The 18,360-nt window shown below is 62.6% G+C and carries 14 protein-coding genes and 2 pseudogenes; 5 read left to right on the forward strand and 11 right to left on the reverse strand.

Going from position 1 to position 18,360, the window contains the following annotated elements:
• Positions 1 to 18: 18 nt before the first annotated feature.
• Positions 19 to 465: an Lrp/AsnC family transcriptional regulator gene (locus tag OCH239_RS15335; RefSeq protein WP_037264550.1), complete on the reverse strand. Its 447-nt coding sequence runs from the start codon at positions 463 to 465 to the stop codon at positions 19 to 21.
• Between the two features lie 104 nt (positions 466 to 569).
• Here OCH239_RS15335 and OCH239_RS15340 point away from each other — a divergent pair, with 104 nt between their 5' ends.
• Positions 570 to 1,169, forward strand: a complete 600-nt coding sequence (locus tag OCH239_RS15340) for a LysE family translocator (protein ID WP_037264552.1) — start codon at positions 570 to 572, stop codon at positions 1,167 to 1,169.
• A 29-nt stretch (positions 1,170 to 1,198) separates the two neighbouring features.
• On the opposite strand, the gene OCH239_RS15345 is transcribed toward OCH239_RS15340, so the two are convergent.
• Together OCH239_RS15345 and OCH239_RS15350 are read right to left on the reverse strand one after the other, a co-directional pair.
• A complete protein-coding gene (locus OCH239_RS15345) occupies positions 1,199 to 2,113 on the reverse strand; it encodes a dihydrodipicolinate synthase family protein (RefSeq protein WP_037264553.1) in 915 nt (304 codons plus the stop codon).
• Entirely contained in the window at positions 2,110 to 3,447 is a 1,338-nt protein-coding gene (locus OCH239_RS15350) for an aminotransferase-like domain-containing protein (protein ID WP_037264554.1), read from the reverse strand. The genes OCH239_RS15345 and OCH239_RS15350 overlap by 4 nt, the downstream gene beginning before the upstream one ends.
• Positions 3,448 to 3,536: 89 nt before the next feature.
• On the opposite strand from OCH239_RS15350, the gene OCH239_RS15355 reads away from it, so the two are divergent.
• The gene (locus OCH239_RS15355) at positions 3,537 to 4,697 is read left to right on the forward strand and encodes an MFS transporter (RefSeq protein ID WP_037264555.1); all 1,161 of its coding nucleotides are present in this window, start codon (positions 3,537 to 3,539) and stop codon (positions 4,695 to 4,697) included.
• Between the two features lie 360 nt (positions 4,698 to 5,057).
• Positions 5,058 to 5,331, forward strand: a pseudogene (locus OCH239_RS23550) (transposase); the annotation flags it as partial.
• A gap of 1,102 nt (positions 5,332 to 6,433) precedes the next feature.
• On the opposite strand, the pseudogene OCH239_RS15360 reads toward OCH239_RS23550, so the two are convergent.
• Positions 6,434 to 7,422: pseudogene (locus OCH239_RS15360) on the reverse strand (IS5 family transposase).
• Between the two features lie 182 nt (positions 7,423 to 7,604).
• On the opposite strand from OCH239_RS15360, the gene OCH239_RS15365 reads away from it, so the two are divergent.
• The gene (locus tag OCH239_RS15365; RefSeq protein WP_037264556.1) at positions 7,605 to 8,834 is read left to right on the forward strand and encodes an NAD(P)/FAD-dependent oxidoreductase; all 1,230 of its coding nucleotides are present in this window, start codon (positions 7,605 to 7,607) and stop codon (positions 8,832 to 8,834) included.
• Positions 8,835 to 9,515: 681 nt separating this feature from the next.
• Here OCH239_RS15365 and OCH239_RS15370 read toward each other — a convergent pair.
• The 5 genes from OCH239_RS15370 to OCH239_RS15390 all read right to left on the reverse strand — a co-directional run bounded on the left by OCH239_RS15370 (position 9,516) and on the right by OCH239_RS15390 (position 15,989).
• Positions 9,516 to 11,090 (reverse strand): hypothetical protein, encoded by a 1,575-nt coding sequence (locus OCH239_RS15370; RefSeq protein ID WP_037264557.1) that lies wholly within the window; start codon positions 11,088 to 11,090, stop codon positions 9,516 to 9,518.
• Positions 11,091 to 11,638: 548 nt separating this feature from the next.
• Positions 11,639 to 12,880, reverse strand: a complete 1,242-nt coding sequence (locus OCH239_RS15375) for an AIPR family protein (protein ID WP_084782512.1) — start codon at positions 12,878 to 12,880, stop codon at positions 11,639 to 11,641.
• Positions 12,881 to 13,285: 405 nt separating this feature from the next.
• Positions 13,286 to 14,419 carry an MFS transporter gene (locus OCH239_RS15380; RefSeq protein ID WP_037264559.1) on the reverse strand — a complete coding sequence of 378 codons (1,134 nt, stop codon included), beginning with the start codon at positions 14,417 to 14,419 and terminating at the stop codon, positions 13,286 to 13,288.
• A complete protein-coding gene (locus OCH239_RS15385; RefSeq protein WP_037264560.1) occupies positions 14,416 to 14,940 on the reverse strand; it encodes a TetR/AcrR family transcriptional regulator in 525 nt (174 codons plus the stop codon). Before OCH239_RS15385 ends, OCH239_RS15380 begins: the two co-directional genes overlap by 4 nt.
• Positions 14,941 to 15,095: 155 nt before the next feature.
• A complete protein-coding gene (locus OCH239_RS15390) occupies positions 15,096 to 15,989 on the reverse strand; it encodes a LysR family transcriptional regulator (RefSeq protein WP_037264561.1) in 894 nt (297 codons plus the stop codon).
• A gap of 93 nt (positions 15,990 to 16,082) precedes the next feature.
• Here OCH239_RS15390 and OCH239_RS15395 point away from each other — a divergent pair, with 93 nt between their 5' ends.
• On the forward strand, positions 16,083 to 16,811 hold the full coding sequence (locus OCH239_RS15395; protein ID WP_037264562.1) for an NAD(P)H-dependent oxidoreductase: 729 nt from the start codon (positions 16,083 to 16,085) through the stop codon (positions 16,809 to 16,811).
• Positions 16,812 to 16,881: 70 nt separating this feature from the next.
• On the opposite strand, the gene OCH239_RS15400 is transcribed toward OCH239_RS15395, so the two are convergent.
• Positions 16,882 to 17,511 (reverse strand): LysE family translocator, encoded by a 630-nt coding sequence (locus OCH239_RS15400; RefSeq protein WP_037264563.1) that lies wholly within the window; start codon positions 17,509 to 17,511, stop codon positions 16,882 to 16,884.
• A 402-nt stretch (positions 17,512 to 17,913) separates the two neighbouring features.
• Positions 17,914 to 18,360, reverse strand: a 447-nt coding sequence (locus tag OCH239_RS22140; protein WP_157577888.1) for a glycosyltransferase, incomplete at its 5' end; no start/stop codon positions are given.

Here is an 18,360-nt window from a genome sequence, read left to right on the forward strand (position 1 = left end):
GTCGAAGAGAGCGTTAGATCACGTAGCTCGCTCATCCTTGGGCGATCCCATCACGATGTAGGACGTAATGGCGTTCACGTGGGACTGCGTGCCCAACACGTCGGTGTGGAAACGCTTGTACTCGGAGAGATCGGCGCTCTCGACCCGCAGCAGGTATTCGAACGCCCCCGCGATGTTGTGGCATTCGACGACCTCGGGCGCCACGGCCATCGCGCGCTCGAAGCCCTCCTGCGCTGCCTTGGTGTGGGAGGACAGGCCGACCATGACGTAGGCCGCAAAGCCGCGCCCCATTTGCTCGGGGTCGGTCACGACGCGGTAGCCCCGGATCACACCCGCACGCTCCAGTTCCTGTACGCGCCTGAGGCAGGCAGAGGGGGAGAGGCTGACGCGCTCGGCCAGGCCGACATTGCTGATCCGGCCATCGCGCCGTAGCTCGCGCAATATTTTCTGATCTATCTCGTCCATGGCCAGTGAATAGTTGCGCAAGCCAGGTGCATCATAGTGAAGAAGATCAGAAGTTGCGAGCCACCCCTGATAATGTTGCGGCCACGCAATCGGAGGGGATCACCATGAATTTCACCGTCATGAGCGGGCTCTTGGGCTTCGCGTTCGTCGCCACCGTCACGCCCGGGCCGAACAACCTGATGCTCATGGCCTCGGGTGCGAATTTCGGCTACCGGCGCACATTGCCCCATATGCTCGGCATCGTCGGAGGCGTGGCGCTGATGGCGCTCCTCGTGGGGGCGGGACTGATGGCTCTCTTCGAGGCGGTGCCCGCTCTGAGCTTCGTGCTGAAGGTCCTGTCCGTGGGATACCTGCTCTGGCTCGCGTTCAAGGTCGCCACCGCCGCGCCGATGGAAGATCGAGATGCCGATGGCCGTCCGCTGACCTTCCTGCAGGCGGCGATGTTCCAGTGGGTGAACCCGAAGGCTTGGGCGATGTGCCTGTCGGCCATCACGCTCTACGCGCCCGACCGCTCGCTGCTGTCGGTCGTCATCGTGGCGGGCGCCTTCGCGCTGGTCAGCTTTCCGTTGATCTCGATCTGGACATGGATGGGAACGATGGTCCGCCAGTGGCTGTCCAACGCCACCCGGCTCAAGGTCTTCAACATCACCATGGCGGCACTGCTGGTGGGATCGCTCTACCCTGTCCTCGGGTTCGGCGGCTGACCCCAGGCCCGGCGGTGTCGTCGCCGGACTCAAATCGTCTGCGACCTGAACTCGACGTCCTCGATCTCCTTCAGTGCCCCGCGAACCTTCGCTGCTTCGTCGCGCGGCAAAGGCAGAACAGGGCGCGGCGGAAGAGCGTCGGTGAGACCCAGCTCGTGCGCCATGGCGTAGACCACGCGGAGGCTGCCGAACGCGCGGAAGAGATCCCAGAGGGGGGTGAGCCCCGCGTCCATCGCCCGCGCCGCCTCGGCATCGCCGCGCCGTGCCGCCTGCGTTATCTGCATGGACAGCCCCGGGAGGATGCCGCCGAGGACGCTGAACCAGGCGTCCGCGCCAGCCAGCAGCGCCTCGGTGCAGCCCCAGTCGCCGCTGTAGCCGATGGCAAAGTCGTGTGGCACACGGCCGCGGAGGTCGTCGAGCTCGTCGGCGATGATGCGATCCGCGGGCAGGGGCATCTTCACCGCGGCGACGTGGTCCAGCCGGGACAATCGCTCGATCAGTTCGGGCGTGAAGGTGAAATGGGTGGTCGAGGGATTGTTGTAGAGGCAGAGCGGCAGGTCTCCGGCCTCTGCGACGGCTCGCACATGTGCGAAGACCTCGTCGTGGGTGAGCGGCGTGTAAGAGACAGGGGCCAGCAGCAGTCCGTCCGCCCCTGCATCCCTTGCGTCGCGCGCCAGCGCCGCGGCTGTATCGGTGCGGAGCGCGCCGACGCCGACGATCAACGGGATCGCGCCCGCCAGCCGGTCGGTCGCTGTGTCGATGGCCCGCCGCCGCTCGTCTTGGCTGAGATACATGTAGCCGCCGGTGCTGCCCAGAAGGCCCACTGAGTCGACCCGTGCCGCGACAAGGCGATCCAGCACGAGGCCGAGCGCCTCGGCATCGACGCGACCGCTGGCATCGGTCGGCGTGATCGGAAAGGCCGAGAGGCCGTGAAAGAGTGTCATGCCCGTGTTTCCTGCGAATGGGTCAATTCCTGGCGGAGCGTCGTCAGGGCGGCTTCGAGATCAGGCAGAGGCACACCCCCGAAGGCGATGCGGATAGCCTGCGGCGGGTCGCCGACAGCGTAGGGTGCGCCGGGGGACACCGCGACGCCACGCTCCCGGAGTCGGGCCACCAGCGGGTCGGCGCGTTGCCCCCGGGGCAGGGGTATCCAGGCGAAGCCCGCGTTGCGATGTGCGACAAGGGCGAGATCACTGAGCATCTCCCGACAGAGGCGCTGACGCTCGGCTCCGTCGCGCCGCCGTGTCTCCTCGCTGGCCTCCAGCGTGCCATCCTCGATCCAGGCGGTGACGAGCGCGGTGATCAGCGCGGGCGTGCTCCACGTCGTCGCCCGGATGGCGCTCGTCAGCGGGCCAAGATGCGTCTCGGGCGCGATCAGAAAGCCGACACGCAGCCCCGTTCCGAGGCTCTTGGAGACGCCGCCCACATGGATGGTCCGCTCGGGCGCAAGCGCACGCAGGCTCGGCGGTGGATCGGTCTCGAGGAAGGCGTAGGCGCTGTCCTCGATGATCAGCAGGTCGTGCCGCCAGGCGATTTCGACGATCCGCCGCCGCGTGTCCTCGTCCATGACCGCGCCCAGAGGGTTCTGCACACTCGGCATCATGTAGACGGCGCGCAGCCCGCGCGTCCGGCACGCGTGATCGAGCGCGTCCGGGTCCATCACGCCCGCGTCGCCCTCGACCGGCACCAGCGGCGTGCCGCGCAAGGCCGCGACCGATTTGATCCCCGCATAGGTGAGCGGGTCGGTCCCGACCGCGTCGCCGGGTCCAAGCAGACCCAGCATGACCAGCGACAGACCGTGCTGCGCCCCCGAGGTGACCAGCAGGGTCTCTGGCACGACCGGTCCGAGGCGCGCGGAAGCCAAGTCTGCAAGGGCCTTGCGCTCGTGTGGCCGCCCCTCATGTGGCTGATAGCGCAGCATCGCGTCGAGATCGCCGCCCGCGGCCAGTCGCTTCAGCCCTGCGCGCAACATATCGGCGTCGGCGGCGCCACCCGGCATATTGAACATCAGATCGATCAGCCCGTCGGAGGCCGCCTGCTCCACGCCGACGCCCGCAGGGACCGCCGCGTCCCGCACGAACATGCCGCGGCCACGCTCGCCGACGATCAGATTGCGGCGCTCGAGCTCCCGATAGGCGCGCGTCGCGGTCGCGAGCGCGACGCCGTGCCGTTCAGCAAAGGCGCGGTGCGGCGGCAGCTTCGCGCCGGGCGGCAGGCTGCCGCCGGCAATCTGTGCCGCAACATGGTCGGCGAGGGCAATGAACTGAGTGCGGGGCATGGGGGCAACTGTAATTAGTACAATAAAAATATTGTATCGAATCCCTGCGGGTGTCAACGATCGGCGAACAACCAGCCGAAAGCTCGCCCATGTCCCGCTCCGCCGCTGCGCTCTGCCTTGCCTTATCACTCTTCCTCGTCACCTACGCGGTCAACCTTCAGGCTCCGCTTTACGACGCCTACGCCGCGGCCAGCGGGCGCGGACCTGCGGCCGTCACGATCGCCTTCGCGGCCTATGTGGCGGGGCTGATGCCGACCGTGCTTTTTCTTGGCGGGCTGTCGGACCGGATCGGACGGCGCATTCCCGTGGTGACGGCGCTCCTTCTCGGCGCGGCGGCGACAGCCCTGCTTGTCGTCTCGCCGTCCTGGACGACGCTCGTTCTCGCCCGCACGCTCCTCGGGATCGGCACCGGCCTCGCCACCACGGCAGGAACGGCGTTCATGATCGAACTGATGGGCACCGAGCGGAGCCGCAGCGCGGCGCTCGCGGTCACATCGGCAACCTCGCTCGGCTTCGGCGGCGGCGCGCTCGCCACCGGGATCAGCCTGTCGCTGGCCGGTCCGTCGTTCTTTCCCGCCAGCTTCGCGGTTCTCTTCGTCTTGGCGCCGCTCCTGGCGCTTGGCATCATCTGCGCGCCGAAAGTCGCGCAGCCGCAAAGCGGGGCGCTCCTGCGTCTTCCCGTGTTTCCGAAAGGCACGTGGATCTTCGGCGCGACCCTCGCGCTTGCCTGGTCGGCCACAGGCATGATCATCGCCGTCGTCCCGCTCGAACTCGCAATGCAGGGCCTGTCGGGATGGACCGGTGCGGTGATCTTCCTCGCGATCTTCATCGGCTTTCTCTGTCAGCCCATCGCCAAATGCCTGAGCGACGAGACATCGCTGGCGCTGGGGCTTGCCCTGATCCCGTCGGGTTTCGGTCTCATCCTCTTCGGGAACTGGATGCAGGCGATCGCGCCCGTTCTGGCCGGAACGGCTCTTTCGAGCGCCGCCAGCTACGGCTTCGTCTACCTCGCCGCGCTGTCGCAGGTCTCGGACCGATCAGGCCGGGACAGGTCTCGCGCCACCGCGGGGCTGTTCGTCTACGCCTATGCAGGGTTCTCCCTGCCGGTCATCGGGAGCGGCGTGCTTGCCGAAACCATGGGGCTGATCCCCGCGATGGGCGTTTTCCTCGCTCTGCTCATCCTCGGCGCGATTGCGTTGGCCTCGTGCCTGTCTGCGGGATCAAACGCACCCGTGGAGCAGGCGACATGAGTTCATCGCTTACTCCGCCTCGTGACAGGCCGATGCAGTTAAATTCTCTATAATATTCCGAAAATCCGAAAATCGACAACGCTCCGAGATCGCATGTTTAAAGCTGCCGCTCATCTTTTCCCTGATTTCGGTCCATTCTCGCTCTCCTGCTCTGCAGGCTCGCCAGAGCGCTCTCTCTGTTCATGCTGCCCCGAATAAAGGGGATGATCGTCGGCTACCAATGGGCCAAAGAGATGCACGGCTTCGGCAGGCCACGCGGATAGCACGTGGAAGGCGTTGTTGCACATCGCCGACGACACAGTATTAACTGTTCGAATCCAATCGGTTAACCGGTCCGTATTTGAAGGACGTCTCTTATGTCCGGCGGTGATTTCCGATGCGGTCATCCCACACTGCTTGTCGATCAAGGCATGGTCTAGCTGCCGCTTCGCCAGACGTCTGGGATGGTGGCTAGCCTGCTGGAAATTGCAGGGCTGGACTGGCCCCTCCGGACTTCTTCGCGCCGTGTCGCAGCCAGGAGACGCAGGCCGACCAAGTCCCTTATCGCTGCGTCAAGGAACCGCTGAAGCTGCCCGTGGACAGCACCGGGGTCAAGCTCCACGGCGAGGGCGAATGGCAGGGGCGCAAGCATGGGGGCACGACGGCGACAATAGCGTAAAATGCATCTGGCCATGGGCGAGATCATGGGTTGGAGATCAGACCCAGCGCGGCTTTCTCGCGATGGCAGATGATAGCTCTTCACGGAAGTACTGCCTGAACTTTCGCTCGCCATCTGCCAGCGAAGCATTCCGCACCAGATCCGCATGGCCTTCAGTCGACAGCCAAAGACGGAAATCGGAGTACTCCAACATCTCAAGTGATGCCGGATGGGAGGGGTAGTCCCTCAGCCACTCGTCTAGGAGGCGTCGGAACTCCGTTCTTGGTTCGGGTGTCGGCATGGGTCGTCGTGCGGTTGTGAGCTCGCACGACCGCAACGAGCCGCGAGCCGTGGCCGTTCCTGCCTGAGGGATCGAGATTGTGAGGTTAGGCATCCACAAGACGCGAGGCCGTTAACGCCATCGATGACCCTTTTATGAAGTAGGACGCAAGTCAGTAGCAAGCCGCCCACACGAGTGCTACCATTCCTGCAAAGGCGTCTTTTCTTTAGGCCGACGACATGGGTGACCACTCAGACTTCACGCGTACAGGCATCCATGAACTTCGTAAGATGGCTCGGCGTTATGAGGCCTCAGGAGAGTCCGTGATGATGGTTGCTTGCCTCGACATTCTTCGTCGACTGGGCGAGCCAGCATCAAATCGGGAGGTAGTAGAGGAAACAAGGGAAGCCATGCGCAGAGAGGCAGGTCCGGACGACCTGATCCTCGAAGACCCGCAATGGGGCTCGAAACAGCTCTTGATCCTCTACCGCTTACCTCGTCCTGAACCGCCCGGAAGTGTTCCTGAACTTCCGGCCAAGAACAGGAACGGGCCGGAATAATCAGCGAAGTTAAACTTTTCATGGAATGGCGCGCACCCCCTTTTGCCAGTAGCTCTTCCAATGGCGATTAACTTGTGACCCGAGGGCCCTCGACACTGTAACAAGCGCCAGCGTGCCGCGGTCGATGCGACGATTGTCTTCGAGAGACGGGGCATGGTTGGCGTCTTCCCCCAGCTACTGTGGAAAGACGCGTTGGTGCTGACGGGGCCTTGTTGCGGAACACTTATCTCAGGCACACCCGTCCCTTTCCCGTTTGATGTCAGGAGACGCGCACGATCTCGGCAGTGCCGAGCGCGGAAAAGCGGTTCATGAGGGCGACGCGTATTTGAGTTTCAGCGGTTTGGCGGTCTGGGTCTCTTGCAGCGATTCGTTCGCCGAAGACTTTGAAACACCGCATCCTCGCCTCGACGCGAGTTCGGATATGGTGGCCGGTCCACCGCTTCCAGAACGCCTTGCCGTAGTGACGCGTGGCGCAGGGTCGCGTTCCTGACGCGGGCCGCCGGGCCGTCGTCCTTCCAAGGTCTGCCGTTCTTGCGGTTTGGGAGTGAGGAGGATCAGCGATCCGTCCGGGGGACGGATCGCCCGACGAACGGAACGGCATCGCGTTCGAGGATGGCCGTGTGGCAGCGGCGCGTGTCGTAGGCACCGTCGGCTGTCACCGTGCCAATGGGTTCCGCCAGAGGTACCTGATCGACCAGTTCGGGCAGCACAGGGCTGTCTCCGTCCCGACTTGAAGTGAACTCGACCGCCCGGATGTCGGACGTGGCAGGGTCCATGGCGAGATGAACCTTTCGCCACTGACGGCGGCCCTGCACGCCGTGCTTGCGCGCCTGCCATTCACCGTCGCCGAGAAACTTGATGCCGGTGCTGTCCACGAGCAGGTTCAGCGGGCCATCGGCGCGGGGATATGGGATCTGCACCGCGAGAGGTTTTCTGCCGCCGGCAGAGCGTGGAAGCGTCCGGTATAGGTCTGTCGAGCCCTGCCTGCTGCAAGAGGCCGGCGACCATCCCGGCGGTTTGTCGAAGGGGGAGCCTGAACAGAACCTTGATCGACATGCAGAGCTGGATCGCATTCTGCTGATCCTCCTCATTCGGAAAAATCAGTGGCCTGCTGGCGCGCCCGTCGTGCGGCGCGAGCCATGTCATGCTCTTGTCGAACCAGATCAGCAACTCACCGCGCATGCGGAGCGCGGCATTGTAGGCGGACCAATTCGTGGTGCGGTAGCGGGTTGGCGTCGGCTTCGGCATGACGCCCTACTAACTTGCCGGATTCCGGCTGTGAATCCTCACCGGCTCAGGTTCCGCAACAACGCCCCGGTATGGCTTACACATGTCTCGTTGTTGAAATCAACGCATCGCTGCTATCACCTCCGGTCCCTTGAACACCCACCTCGCTTTAGCGAACGGTGGGTCCTGAAGGGATGGTTCGTATGTCATACTTCCTCGTTCTTGGCGCCGGGATGATCGGCGTATCAACCGCTCTCGAGTTGCAGTCGCGCGGGCACGTCGTCACTCTGGTCGACCGGCGCGCCCCGGGTCAGGAGACCAGTTTCGGCAATGCCGGTGTGATCCAGGCAGAAGCGGCCGAGCCCTACGCCCTCCCGCGGGATCTACCCACTCTGCTCAAGTACGCTCTCGGGCGGAGCAATGACGTCACATGGTCGGTGTCGGGTGTGCTTCGCATGGCTCCCGCGCTCTGGTCCTACTTCCGTCATTCCGCGCCGGCGCGGCACAGGCGGATCGCGCAGGTCTACACCCAGTTGACCCGCTGCGCGACCGAGGACCACGCGCCCCTGATCATGGCCGCGGGGGCGGACAACCTGATCATCCGGGAGGGGATGACGCTCGTCTACCGCGACGTTCGGGCGCTGGACGCCGCAGCTCGCGAGGCGGAGCGGATGCGGCAGAGCTACGGTGTGAGCTCCCGCGTGCTCGACACCGGGGCTCTGAAGGCCGAGGAGCCGGCACTGACCGGTGAGCCCGCGGGCGCAATCCACATGTTGCAAAGCTGGAGCTGTTCCGATCCCGGCGGTCTGACGGCCGCCTATGCGGAACTCTTCCGCCAACGCGGCGGCCGGATCGTCGAAGCGGACGCCCTGACGCTGTCGCGGGAGGGATCAAGCTGGAACGTGTACGGACCGGACGGGGGTGTTAGCGGTGAGCAGGTGGTCGTGGCCCTCGGTCCCTGGTCGCCCGAACTGCTGCGCCGCTTCGGAATCCGGATTTCAATGATCTACAAGCGCGGCTATCACGCGCACTACCATGCACCGCGCGCTCTACGCCGACCGATGCTCGACACGGACTGTGGCATCGTCGCGGCCTCGATGCGGGGCGGGTTACGCCTCTCCAGCGGAGCTGCGCTAGTGGATCTCGGTGCGGTCCCGCTGCCAAGACAGCTGGGTTACGGCGCGACGAAGATCGGCGAGTTGTTTGAGACCGGTCCTCGGATCGACGAACCTCAATGGACCGGCACGCGGCCCTGCATGCCCGACATGCTGCCGGTCGTAGGTCCCGCACCCGGACTATCCAACATGTGGCTCAACTTCGGACACGGCCATCACGGCTTTACGCTCGGCCCCACATCGGCCCGGGTGCTGGCAGATGCGATTTCGGGTGATAGTAATGACCTTATAGCCTCCCTCGCATTGAGTGATCGATGAGCTTTGCTGCGAAACGATCGAGCGAGGGAGTCTTCTTGAGAATCCGGTGTAGTAGCTGGTCCGCATGAGCAGACCCATCCCACCGGGCTATAAGATCAGGATCTGCCGCCCTACGACGAAGCGCTGAAGCAGCGTAGGTCCCTGACGATCCGAGACATTGCCGTAGAGGCAACGCAGTTTGTCCGGGGTCATGGGCAAGCTCATGGTTCTGGCGCATGGAAAGTCGTGACCACTCCACACTTGCTCGGGAGGCGCCTGCACGCAACTTTGTTATCTTCGCCCGCCCGCAGTTCCGCCTCATGTCACAAAGGCCTGATGCTGCGCGGTGTCTTATCGGCGGCGATGCGCAGATAGCGACCTTTGCAAACTCAGCCTCCGGGTCGCGTTCAGACGACCGTTCGTGCCGCAATGCGGCGTGCAGGAGCTGACTATCGCTGCAAGCGCATCATCTAATGAAGCGCGACAGGCAGAAGTGCGGACCTTTCTGCCGTTCGCTGCGCTTGCTCAGTATGTACCGCGGCCGCGAAGTTCATCGTGCGTGAGGTCGGAAAGCTGAGATTCGTTGAATTTGCGCCCGAATGCCATGAAGAGCAAAACCAGCCATTTGCTGCGCGAATGGAGAAAAGTGGCGATGTACGACAGCAGACGTTCACCCTGCCCCGTCCAGCGGGACGACGTTGCTTAGTTAGGCAAGCACACAGCGATTGCTTCAGACTTAAATCTTGTATCGCGGTTAAATCTTGGAATATGGCCTGCCTCCTCGAGGAACCCTGTATACTGTTCGAGATATGTGTCGACGTAGCAACCACAGAACCCTTCGCCGCTGTCTCCACTCCCCAGCATGCCTGTCATACTGAGTTGTGGCACTTGGTTGTTCATGCAGAACGACAATGTGCTCGATGTCAGATTTCTCCTCGATAGACACTGCGTATCAAGATCAAGCTTAAATCCGACGCCTGGACCGACACCCTGCTTTTCGAATACCCTCTGGTGTCTCCGGTAGCTAATGGCCAACTCGTTTTGACGTGGGTCAAGCGGGTTTGGTTCAGCTTGGGCCATTTCCAAGGCTTCCACGGCAGCGCAGCCGCAATCCAGCGTTTGGAAATCGCTTCTGAGGCACTGGTTCAGGAGCGAGAATACAACATCCGTTTCTAGCTCTGATAGCGAAGATACATCCACCTCAGTCATCTCCATGTCAGGCATCGCCGAAAGCGCTTCCGCGAGAATCGTCTCATGTCTTTCTTGAGCGGTCATGGCGCGCCACATTTTGGCTGGCGGCTCGTCAGTAGCCGCCGATGATTCCGAAACGGATTCCGGATTTGATGTACCCGCTTCTGCCGTATCATCTACTGTCTCACCAGCATCTTCTTCGGCGCCTGTCGAAACCGGTTCGTCCGGCGCTTCAGCGCTGGAACCAGAGCTGGACTCCGCACCGAACACGACCGGCCAGACCGGCAACACGCCGAAGCTGGTAGCAGCCAGAAAATCAAGCTCAGCGCTGTCCGATCCGAGATCTCGAATGACTGCATCATCTTGATATTGAGCAAGCAGCATCAGGACACTTCCGCTTGCCTGCAAGGCGGACCTCAAATCGTTCTGGTCGATGACCGTCATGGCGCCAAGTTCGAAGCCTCCTCGCTGCAGGAATGTTGCCACAAGAGACCTGTTGGGCTGAATGCGATACAGGAAGACATCGAGCGCACCATCGTCGGGGATGTCACGCCCGATGAGTATCGGAACCTGACCGGCGCTCGCTGTTACCGTGGGACGGTTGCCCTCAGGAAATGAACCCTCTTCCAGAGCCTCGATTTCCCCGCCTCCAGGAAGCGGAATTGAAACGGATTCAGCGCCGTTCTGAGTAACTTGGAATGCGAAGTGGTCGTCACTCAGGAGGCCTGCCACCGCAACATTGCCGAACAGCTTTGCAGGTACCAGAGAAACCGCATTCCTGGCTTGCAATGCCTGCACCAAGTTTTTGTCCGAGAGTGACACGTACTGCGAGTATCTGATCCCGGCGAGAGCCAGTTCGCTCTGCAGACGGCTCGCATCCGATCCCTGATCGGGAACATAGACAACTTGAAAATCAAGGCGAGGCTCTCCCGCCGCAAGGAATACCAGCTCATCGGAGTCGGCAGAGATGGCGCGTTGGGAAACTGCGGCTCTTGGAAGCGCCAAACAGGTCATTGCGATCCCGAAAAGCAGTACGGCTGTTATTCGAACTGCTGCGACATGTTTCTTGATGGTGTAAATAAGCATCTGAAACCTAAATATCTATTAGTGAGGCGAGTAATTCGGGCGATAGAAAATGCTGCGGCTATCAGCGCTAAACCAGCATTCCCCAAGTGGCATGCCGTTTGACGTGAGGTTCGCCTGACCCCGCTTGCGGAGCAAGCATTTTCTGCCTAGAGCGGCGTCTGCGGTCGTCGCTGCACCTGCAAAGTCAAGCTGGCTAAACCTCGGTTACTATGGGCTCGAAGCCGCCTTGTGGCGACGCAGCGCGCTGACTCCGACGGTGGAGCATCAAGTCCACCCCCGGTCACGCGAGCCGAGGTAAGCAGGCAGCCCAAGGCGAATGTGGCAGGCGAGCTCGCCCCTTCACATAAAGCCAACTTCTTGCCCCCAATGTAAGATCAAGCTGGATGGGAGCAGCACAGGACAGTGCTGCTCCGTTTCGGCCTAAAGAAAAGCGGGCATCGTGAGCAAACATGCCACGATAAGTACTATCACTATCGCCAGTCGACCGGTGGCGTTGGCTTCGAAGCTTTGGGCAACTTTGATGAGCAGTTTATCTTTCTCTGGAGGCATCATTTGGCCCCCTTTGCGGCGGAGAGGCGGTCAAGCTGTTCTCGCAGATGAAAGTTCTCAACGGTTTTATAAAGACCCGCCCAATGGTTTCTGTTCTTGCCCAGAACGTTAGGAGCGGCGCCGATTTCCTTCACCGTGGCGTGCGTTTCGTTGAACAGATCAGGGGCGATTTCGGACCAGACGTTTTTGACATGATCGAAGCCACCGTCCCACTCAGCCAGACCGGTTTCAGCGTTAATCCGCACGTAGTTGCGAAACGCTCCAAGAATAGGATACGCGGCGCCTTTGGTCAGCCGTTTGTCGTGAGGGTCCAAACCCCCGAACGGAAATTCGAAGCCCGTTGACTTGGGGCCAGCTACTTCAATGTATGCGGGGATGGCCCCCTTTTGGCCGTTGATCTCGCCCCTGACGCGCAAAAAGTCGCGGCGTATGATATCGTACAGATGAAGGATCTCCGGCAACATCGGTTCGAACTTGGCATATTTTCGTTCAGCAGGGTTATCTCGATGCGAGTTGAAATCTTTTCCGAAATTCTTCAGCGGAGTAGACCACTTTTCGTACGCAGAGATCGGATATTTTCCTCCGCGGTTCGGGAAGTCGATTACATTCATGACTTCCATGGCACAAATCAACTCTCGGACATCGATGTCCTGCGGATCACTTTCTTTGTAAGCTACGTTTTTTGACCAAGAAAACGGAGCAATAACGTCCTTGATTCCCTGAAACGCTTTGTCCAATTCAAGCACTGACTCGGGCCGTACCGCTATGCCTGTGTTCTGTGCGCGCGCGATGTCGACACGCAAGGTGTGCTCGTCGGCACCTTCAACTCCGGTAATAATTCGAACTTCGACGTGCTGCCCTTCAGCGATTGAGTCGTCTTCCTGGCATTCCCAGATAAGTCTGGCGGTATGACCACCGTTGGCAATGCCGTATTCGTCATCAATGAAGACATCAAAGATGCGCTTGTCGATTGTTTTTACGTCTTCCCCAATAATGGTGATCCCCAAGTTTAAGAGATCAAATGTTCCCGCCAGAGCTTCTTTGCCCTGCAAACTGGATCTGACATCGCGATAGACGCTACGGCTCATGCCGGTTGCTTCCCTGAGGTTCGCTTTTTCAGGGATGTCCTTTGGTAGCTTAGAAGCTTTGACCAAAAAAACGTGTTTCTGAATGTTGGGGAAATAAGGATGCTTGAAGCTTCGCGCTTCAGCGACCTCAAAGCGATAAGGTCGAATAGCCATTTAAGGCTCCTTTTGTAGTGCCGACGACGCGGCCTATGTCCTGCAGGCGCGATGGCCTTTCACAGTGGATGCGATGATCCTAATCTCAAATATCACGTGGACTCAGCTCGTTCAACCTTTAGGCCGCGGAAGGAAAAACTGCGCGCTACCGCCGTTGGTGCGCTCCGCCGCATCCGAGTATGCGGCGTTGCCTTGACGAGCGTCCGCTTCCGGGAAGATGGGCTTCGAATTTCGCGCATGCGGCAAAGCGAGCACTGTGCCTGTGCCGAATGTCGCGCAAGGGCTGTGAGCGGTCATCCGATAGATTGCGCCGAAGCTCCAAGGTCAAGATCTGCGTGTCGCAGCGCCGCATGTTGGCTTCGAGCCCTTTAAAGACGTTTTGAGGAAGTTCCACTCGCGCCCAGGCTACGCAATTGCGCCATCGACCGCCGACCCTGACCGGAAGGCCCCGGCGATCAGCGCGACGGCGGCGAAACCTATGACGGCAGACGCGACGCCCGGCCCCGCGAAGAGAAGTCCGAAGAGAGGAGCGCCGACGGTCTGGCCCACGGCGATGGTCAGGAAGCCGACCATGAGGCCGGTTGCAGGCCGGTCCGGTAGGGCGTGAGTGCCCCAGATGAGGTAGATCCCTGTGAGCATCACGTAGGCCGCGCCGAAAACGGCTCCTCCGACGAGCGTGGGGATCGGGCCGAAGCCGAAGCCGACCGACAGGATACTGGCTGCCATCAGGCCGAGGAAGGCCCAGTGAACACGGTCGAGACCAAACCGGCCAACCAGCGTTCCGGCCCAAGCTCCGGCCAACCCGCCGATGCCGATACACGTCCAGAGAAGGCCCGTACCGGTCGGCCCCCAGCCCATCTGGCTGGAGACGATCTGACCGCCAAAAGACCAGAGCGCGGTGCTCGCTGCCCCCATCAAGAAGGACGCGGAAACCAGCCGCAGGACCGGACCCGTCATCGTGGGAAGGCCACCTGCGCGGTCGCTGCCCGAGGCGGCCGGTAGCGAGATCGCCGCCGCTAGGGCCAATGCCAGGGCCATGGCTGCGAAAGCTCCGAAGGCCAGCCTCCATTGTCCCGTGATGGCGAGCGCGATGGGCCCCGACAGCGCCACGCCCGCGCTGACGCCCGCATTGATCACCGTGTTCGTCAGGTCCTGCCGGCCCTTGCTGACCGCGGCGGCGACCGCGGCGGCCATTGGCGGAGAGGCGAGGCCCGTGCTCGATCCGGCGACCACGACAGCGATGGCCAGGATGAGCGGCGATGGCGCGAGCGCGATGCCGGCCATGCCGGTCGCCGCGACGAGGGCGGCCCCTGTCGCGACGGCGCGCGCGCCAAGCCGTTCGGTCAGGATGGCCGAGGCGACGATGGCGACGCAGTAGCCGGCGAAAGAGCCCCCCGAGATCACCCCGCCGAGGGACGGGCCGAGGCCCAGTTCGCCGTCGATCTGCGGCAGGAACAGGCCGAAGGCGAAACGGGCAAAGCCGTAACAGACCGCGATGAGGGCGAACCCTGTCGCGCCGATGCGAAGGGCCGGGCTCATGCGCGCGCTCTTTCAAGCAGGACGGCGGCCGCCGCCCGAGCCGCTGAGACGGCATCCGCTCCTCGATAGACCGCCGCGTGGGTCGCGCCCTCGACGAGAACCAGAACCTGCTCTGCGAGTGCCAAGTCCTCGCGTCCGCGGTCCATCGCGACGACCTCGCTGACCCGTCTGTGGAACGCTTCCTTGTGCAGCGCAACCGCCTCGGCGATCTCCGGCGTATCGCCACCCGTTTCCGCTCGCGAGCGAAGGAACAGGCAGCCCCGGGAGCCCTCGACCCGGACCCAGTCCTCGAGAGCAGCGAACAGGGCGTCGATGGTCCGCACGTCGATCCGGGCCATGAAGCGCCGGTGCCGCTCGGTCAGCACGCGCGCCATGAGCGCGGCCTTGCTGCCGGCATGCTTGTAGAGAGTGCGGCTCGACATCCCCGCAGCCTCCGTCAGCCGGTCCATGCCGGTGGCCATGTAGCCGTGCCGGTCGAAGAGCCGCTCCGCGGCGGCGGTGAGTTGGCTGGTCATGTCCATGGGAACCTCCTTTGGCGTCCTTGAACCGCAATGTAAAACGAACGTTTTACATTGCAAGCCGGCAGGACCAGAGGTCCGCTCTGTCCCGCTCAAATGCCTTTCGGGCGACCCTTGATGAATGCCCGATCTGGGTGGCTGCTACGTCAGCGCATTGATCATTCGAGACCACCAGTCAGCAGGCTAATCGCGCTCTGCCTGCTGCCGAAGTAGTCCAGAACGGCCCGCACGCGCGCGGTTTGCCTAAGGTCGGGATGGGTGAGAAGCCAGAGATCGATGGCGAGATCCTCGATCGACCCGCCGAGGCGCCGTAGGGCAGGGTCTGGCTCGGCCAGGTAGCAAGGCAAGACCGCGACGCCCAGACCGGCCCGGACAGCTGCCTGCATGCCGAGCACGCTGTCCATTCTGGTCACGCAGGAGCGGTCGCATCCATTGGCGCGCGTCCACGCCTGAAGCAAAGGGTAGGGCATGGAGGCGCTCGGGCCGATCCAAGGCCGGGCTTGCCAATCTTGTCCTGCCCCTTCGGTGCCGGACTCCTTTGAGGCGTAGACCGCCTGCCGGATGTGGCCGAGACGCCGGCCGACGAGGTGCTCCGGCGGCGCTGCGGCCGGGCGGATCGCGATGTCTGCCTCGCGGAAGGAGAGATCGGAGATCTCGTTCGACACGGACACCTCGACCACGATCTCGGGCTGCAGGTGCCTCAGCCGGGCGATCTCCGGTGCCAGGAGACCGCTGAGCAACGTATCGGTTGTGGCCAGGCGCACGACGCCGGACGGGCGCAGGTCGCGCCCGCCGACGCGCCTCTCGGTCTCGTTCGTGAGCCCTTCGATCTCGCGCGCGGTGGCCGCGACCTCTTCGCCCGCCGCTGTGAGCCGATAGCCCGTGCGAAAGCGCTCGAAGAGCCGCACGCCGAGCTTGTCCTCCACCGCATTGATCCTCCGGAACATCGTCGGATGGCTCGATCCCGTTCGCTTTGCGGCAGCTGACAGGGAGCCGGCCTCTGCGATCCGCAGAACGGTCCTGTAGTCGTTCCAGTCGAGCGAATTGTTCATCTGTGCAATACCTGCTTTCGAAAGTGTCTGACGACATATCAAAAACGAAAGCGCAAGTCAGGTCCAACGCCACCAGATACGAAGGGGCCGCAGATGCACACCCATATCGTCCATGCCCATCCCGACCCTAACTCCTACAACGGCGCTCTCACGCGCACGGCGGAGCGCACGCTGCTGGAGCAGGGGAGCTCCGTGACGGTGAGCGACCCCTATGCGACGGGTTTCGATCCCGTGGAAAGCGGGCGACATTACGCTAGCCGGTCGGAGCCCGATCACTTCACTCCGCTTGCCGAGCAGCGTCATGCCTGGAAGACCGGCACATTGCCAGATGAGGTCGCGACGGAGATCGCTTACCTCGACGAGGCTGACCTGCTCATCCTGCAGTTTCCGCTCTGGTGGCATGGCCCGCCGGCGATCCTGAAGGGCTGGATGGACCGCGTCTTCGTGAGCGGCGGCCTCTACACGAGCGGCATGCGCTACGATACGGGGTACTTCAAAGGGCGCCGGGCGATGGTGTCCGTCACCACGGGCGCGCCCCGCGCCGCTTTCGGTCCGGGCAGCCGCGGCGGGGACTTCGAGACGATGCTCTGGCCGGTGCAGTATTCGCTGCACTACATGGGGTTCTCGGTCCTGCCGCCGTTCATCTCCTATGGCGTGCAGGGGCATGGCTACAGCTACGAGGATCAGAGCAGCCTGGAGGAGAGGTTGCGTGGCAACCTCGGGGCCTGGGCGTCGCATCTGGCAAGCCTTCACGACGTCGAGCCCCTGCGGTTTCCGGGCTGGTCCGACTGGACCGAGGATGGCAGCGCGATCGAAAGGTAGCGCCGCACGGCCGCAGAGTGTCAGCTATCACCTGCAGGCAGCGAGCAGGTGCAGTACTGGCCGGCGTCGCTCAACTGTGGGGTTGGAGATCCTTGCCCGCGAGCAAACCCGCGGCCGCGATCATCAACCCGCCGCAAATCTTGTTCACGAGACCGAGTGAACGTCGCCTCAGCGCCCGCGCCGCGCGGATGCCGAGCCATCCCCAGAGCAGCAATATTACCCCGTCGATGACAAGGTAGGTCAGGCCGAGGACGAACAGTTGCGGGACGACCGGGCTGGCGGGATTGATGAACTGGGGGAAGAGGGCGCCGAAGAAGACGACCGCGAAGAGATTGGCCATCGAGGTCACGAACCCCTGCTGGAACAGCCGGGCCGGCGTCCCACTAGCTCGTGTTGTTCTTCCCGTGGCGTCCTCCTTCGCGAGGATCAACTGGAGGCCGATCCAGGCAAGGTAGGCCACGCCGAACCACTTGATCAGGTGGAAGGCGGTGGCCGACGTGGCGATGATCGCCGCGAGACCGAACGCGGCCGCCACCATCTGCACGCAGTTGGCCGAAAGGTCGCCCGCCGCCGTGTACACGCTGCGCCGCAGGCCGTGCCGGATGCTGTTCGAGATGATCAGCAACTGACTTGTGTCGGGAGGCGTGGCGAAGAAGACTGCGACGACGCCCAGGTAGAGAAAGTAGATATCCAGAGCCATCTGACTGTCAACCGCCCCAGCACTCAACCTTGAAGATCAGTGATGGGGAGGGCCGGACTCAGCCAATTCATGAAATTGGCGCTCAGCTCTGAACAGGCCGCCTGCCTAGGCAGGAAGGGCGGGAACCCGACGGTCGCTGCGAAGGCATGATAGCATCGGCCAACCTGCGGAAACAGACTTCATGGGTGCCGAGGTGTGCAGTTATCCGGTGCGGCGCCGCGTGGCCGTTTCAAACCCATGCGCCAGGTGGCGCGTTGTCGATAGATGACCGGTTTGATGCCGACGAGCTCAGAGGTCGTCGTGGTTTTCGGGGCTCCGTTCGTTCTTAACAAAGGCGGAGCCCAGCTCGGCAGTTGTTTGGACTTAGGGAACCTGCTGACACTTTCCGGACCTTCAGAGACCTCAAGCGGAGACGTGTTGGTCGGGGCGCACTCCCCCGGTTGTGACAAGGAGCGTCGACCATTTCGCGGCGGTTCGAGCCTCGTGGCCTATGGCACGCTTTTGATCGAACGCCATGCGGGTGATTGTGCGGATCGTGGCCGCCCAGGCCTCGGGCGTTGGAGACAGAACGGGAACCACACCTTCCGAAGCCTGATCAACGAGGCCGTCGACATGAGAAGCGATGACCATGCGACCGGCCGCGCGGGCTTCGAGCGCGACGAGGCCGAACGGCTCCCACCGGGAGGGCATCGCGACCACGTCGAGGCCGGCGATGGCGGAGGCGGGATTGGCGGCGAACCGGCAGATCTCGATGCGGGAATCGCCTGCCGCAAGCGCCGTCAGCGCTGCGCGCTCGGGCCCATCACCAATTAAACGCAGCCGGAGTTTGGGATCGTCCACCTGGCGGAA

The organism is Roseivivax halodurans JCM 10272 (genome assembly GCF_000521785.1).
Lineage (GTDB): Bacteria > Pseudomonadota > Alphaproteobacteria > Rhodobacterales > Rhodobacteraceae > Roseivivax > Roseivivax halodurans.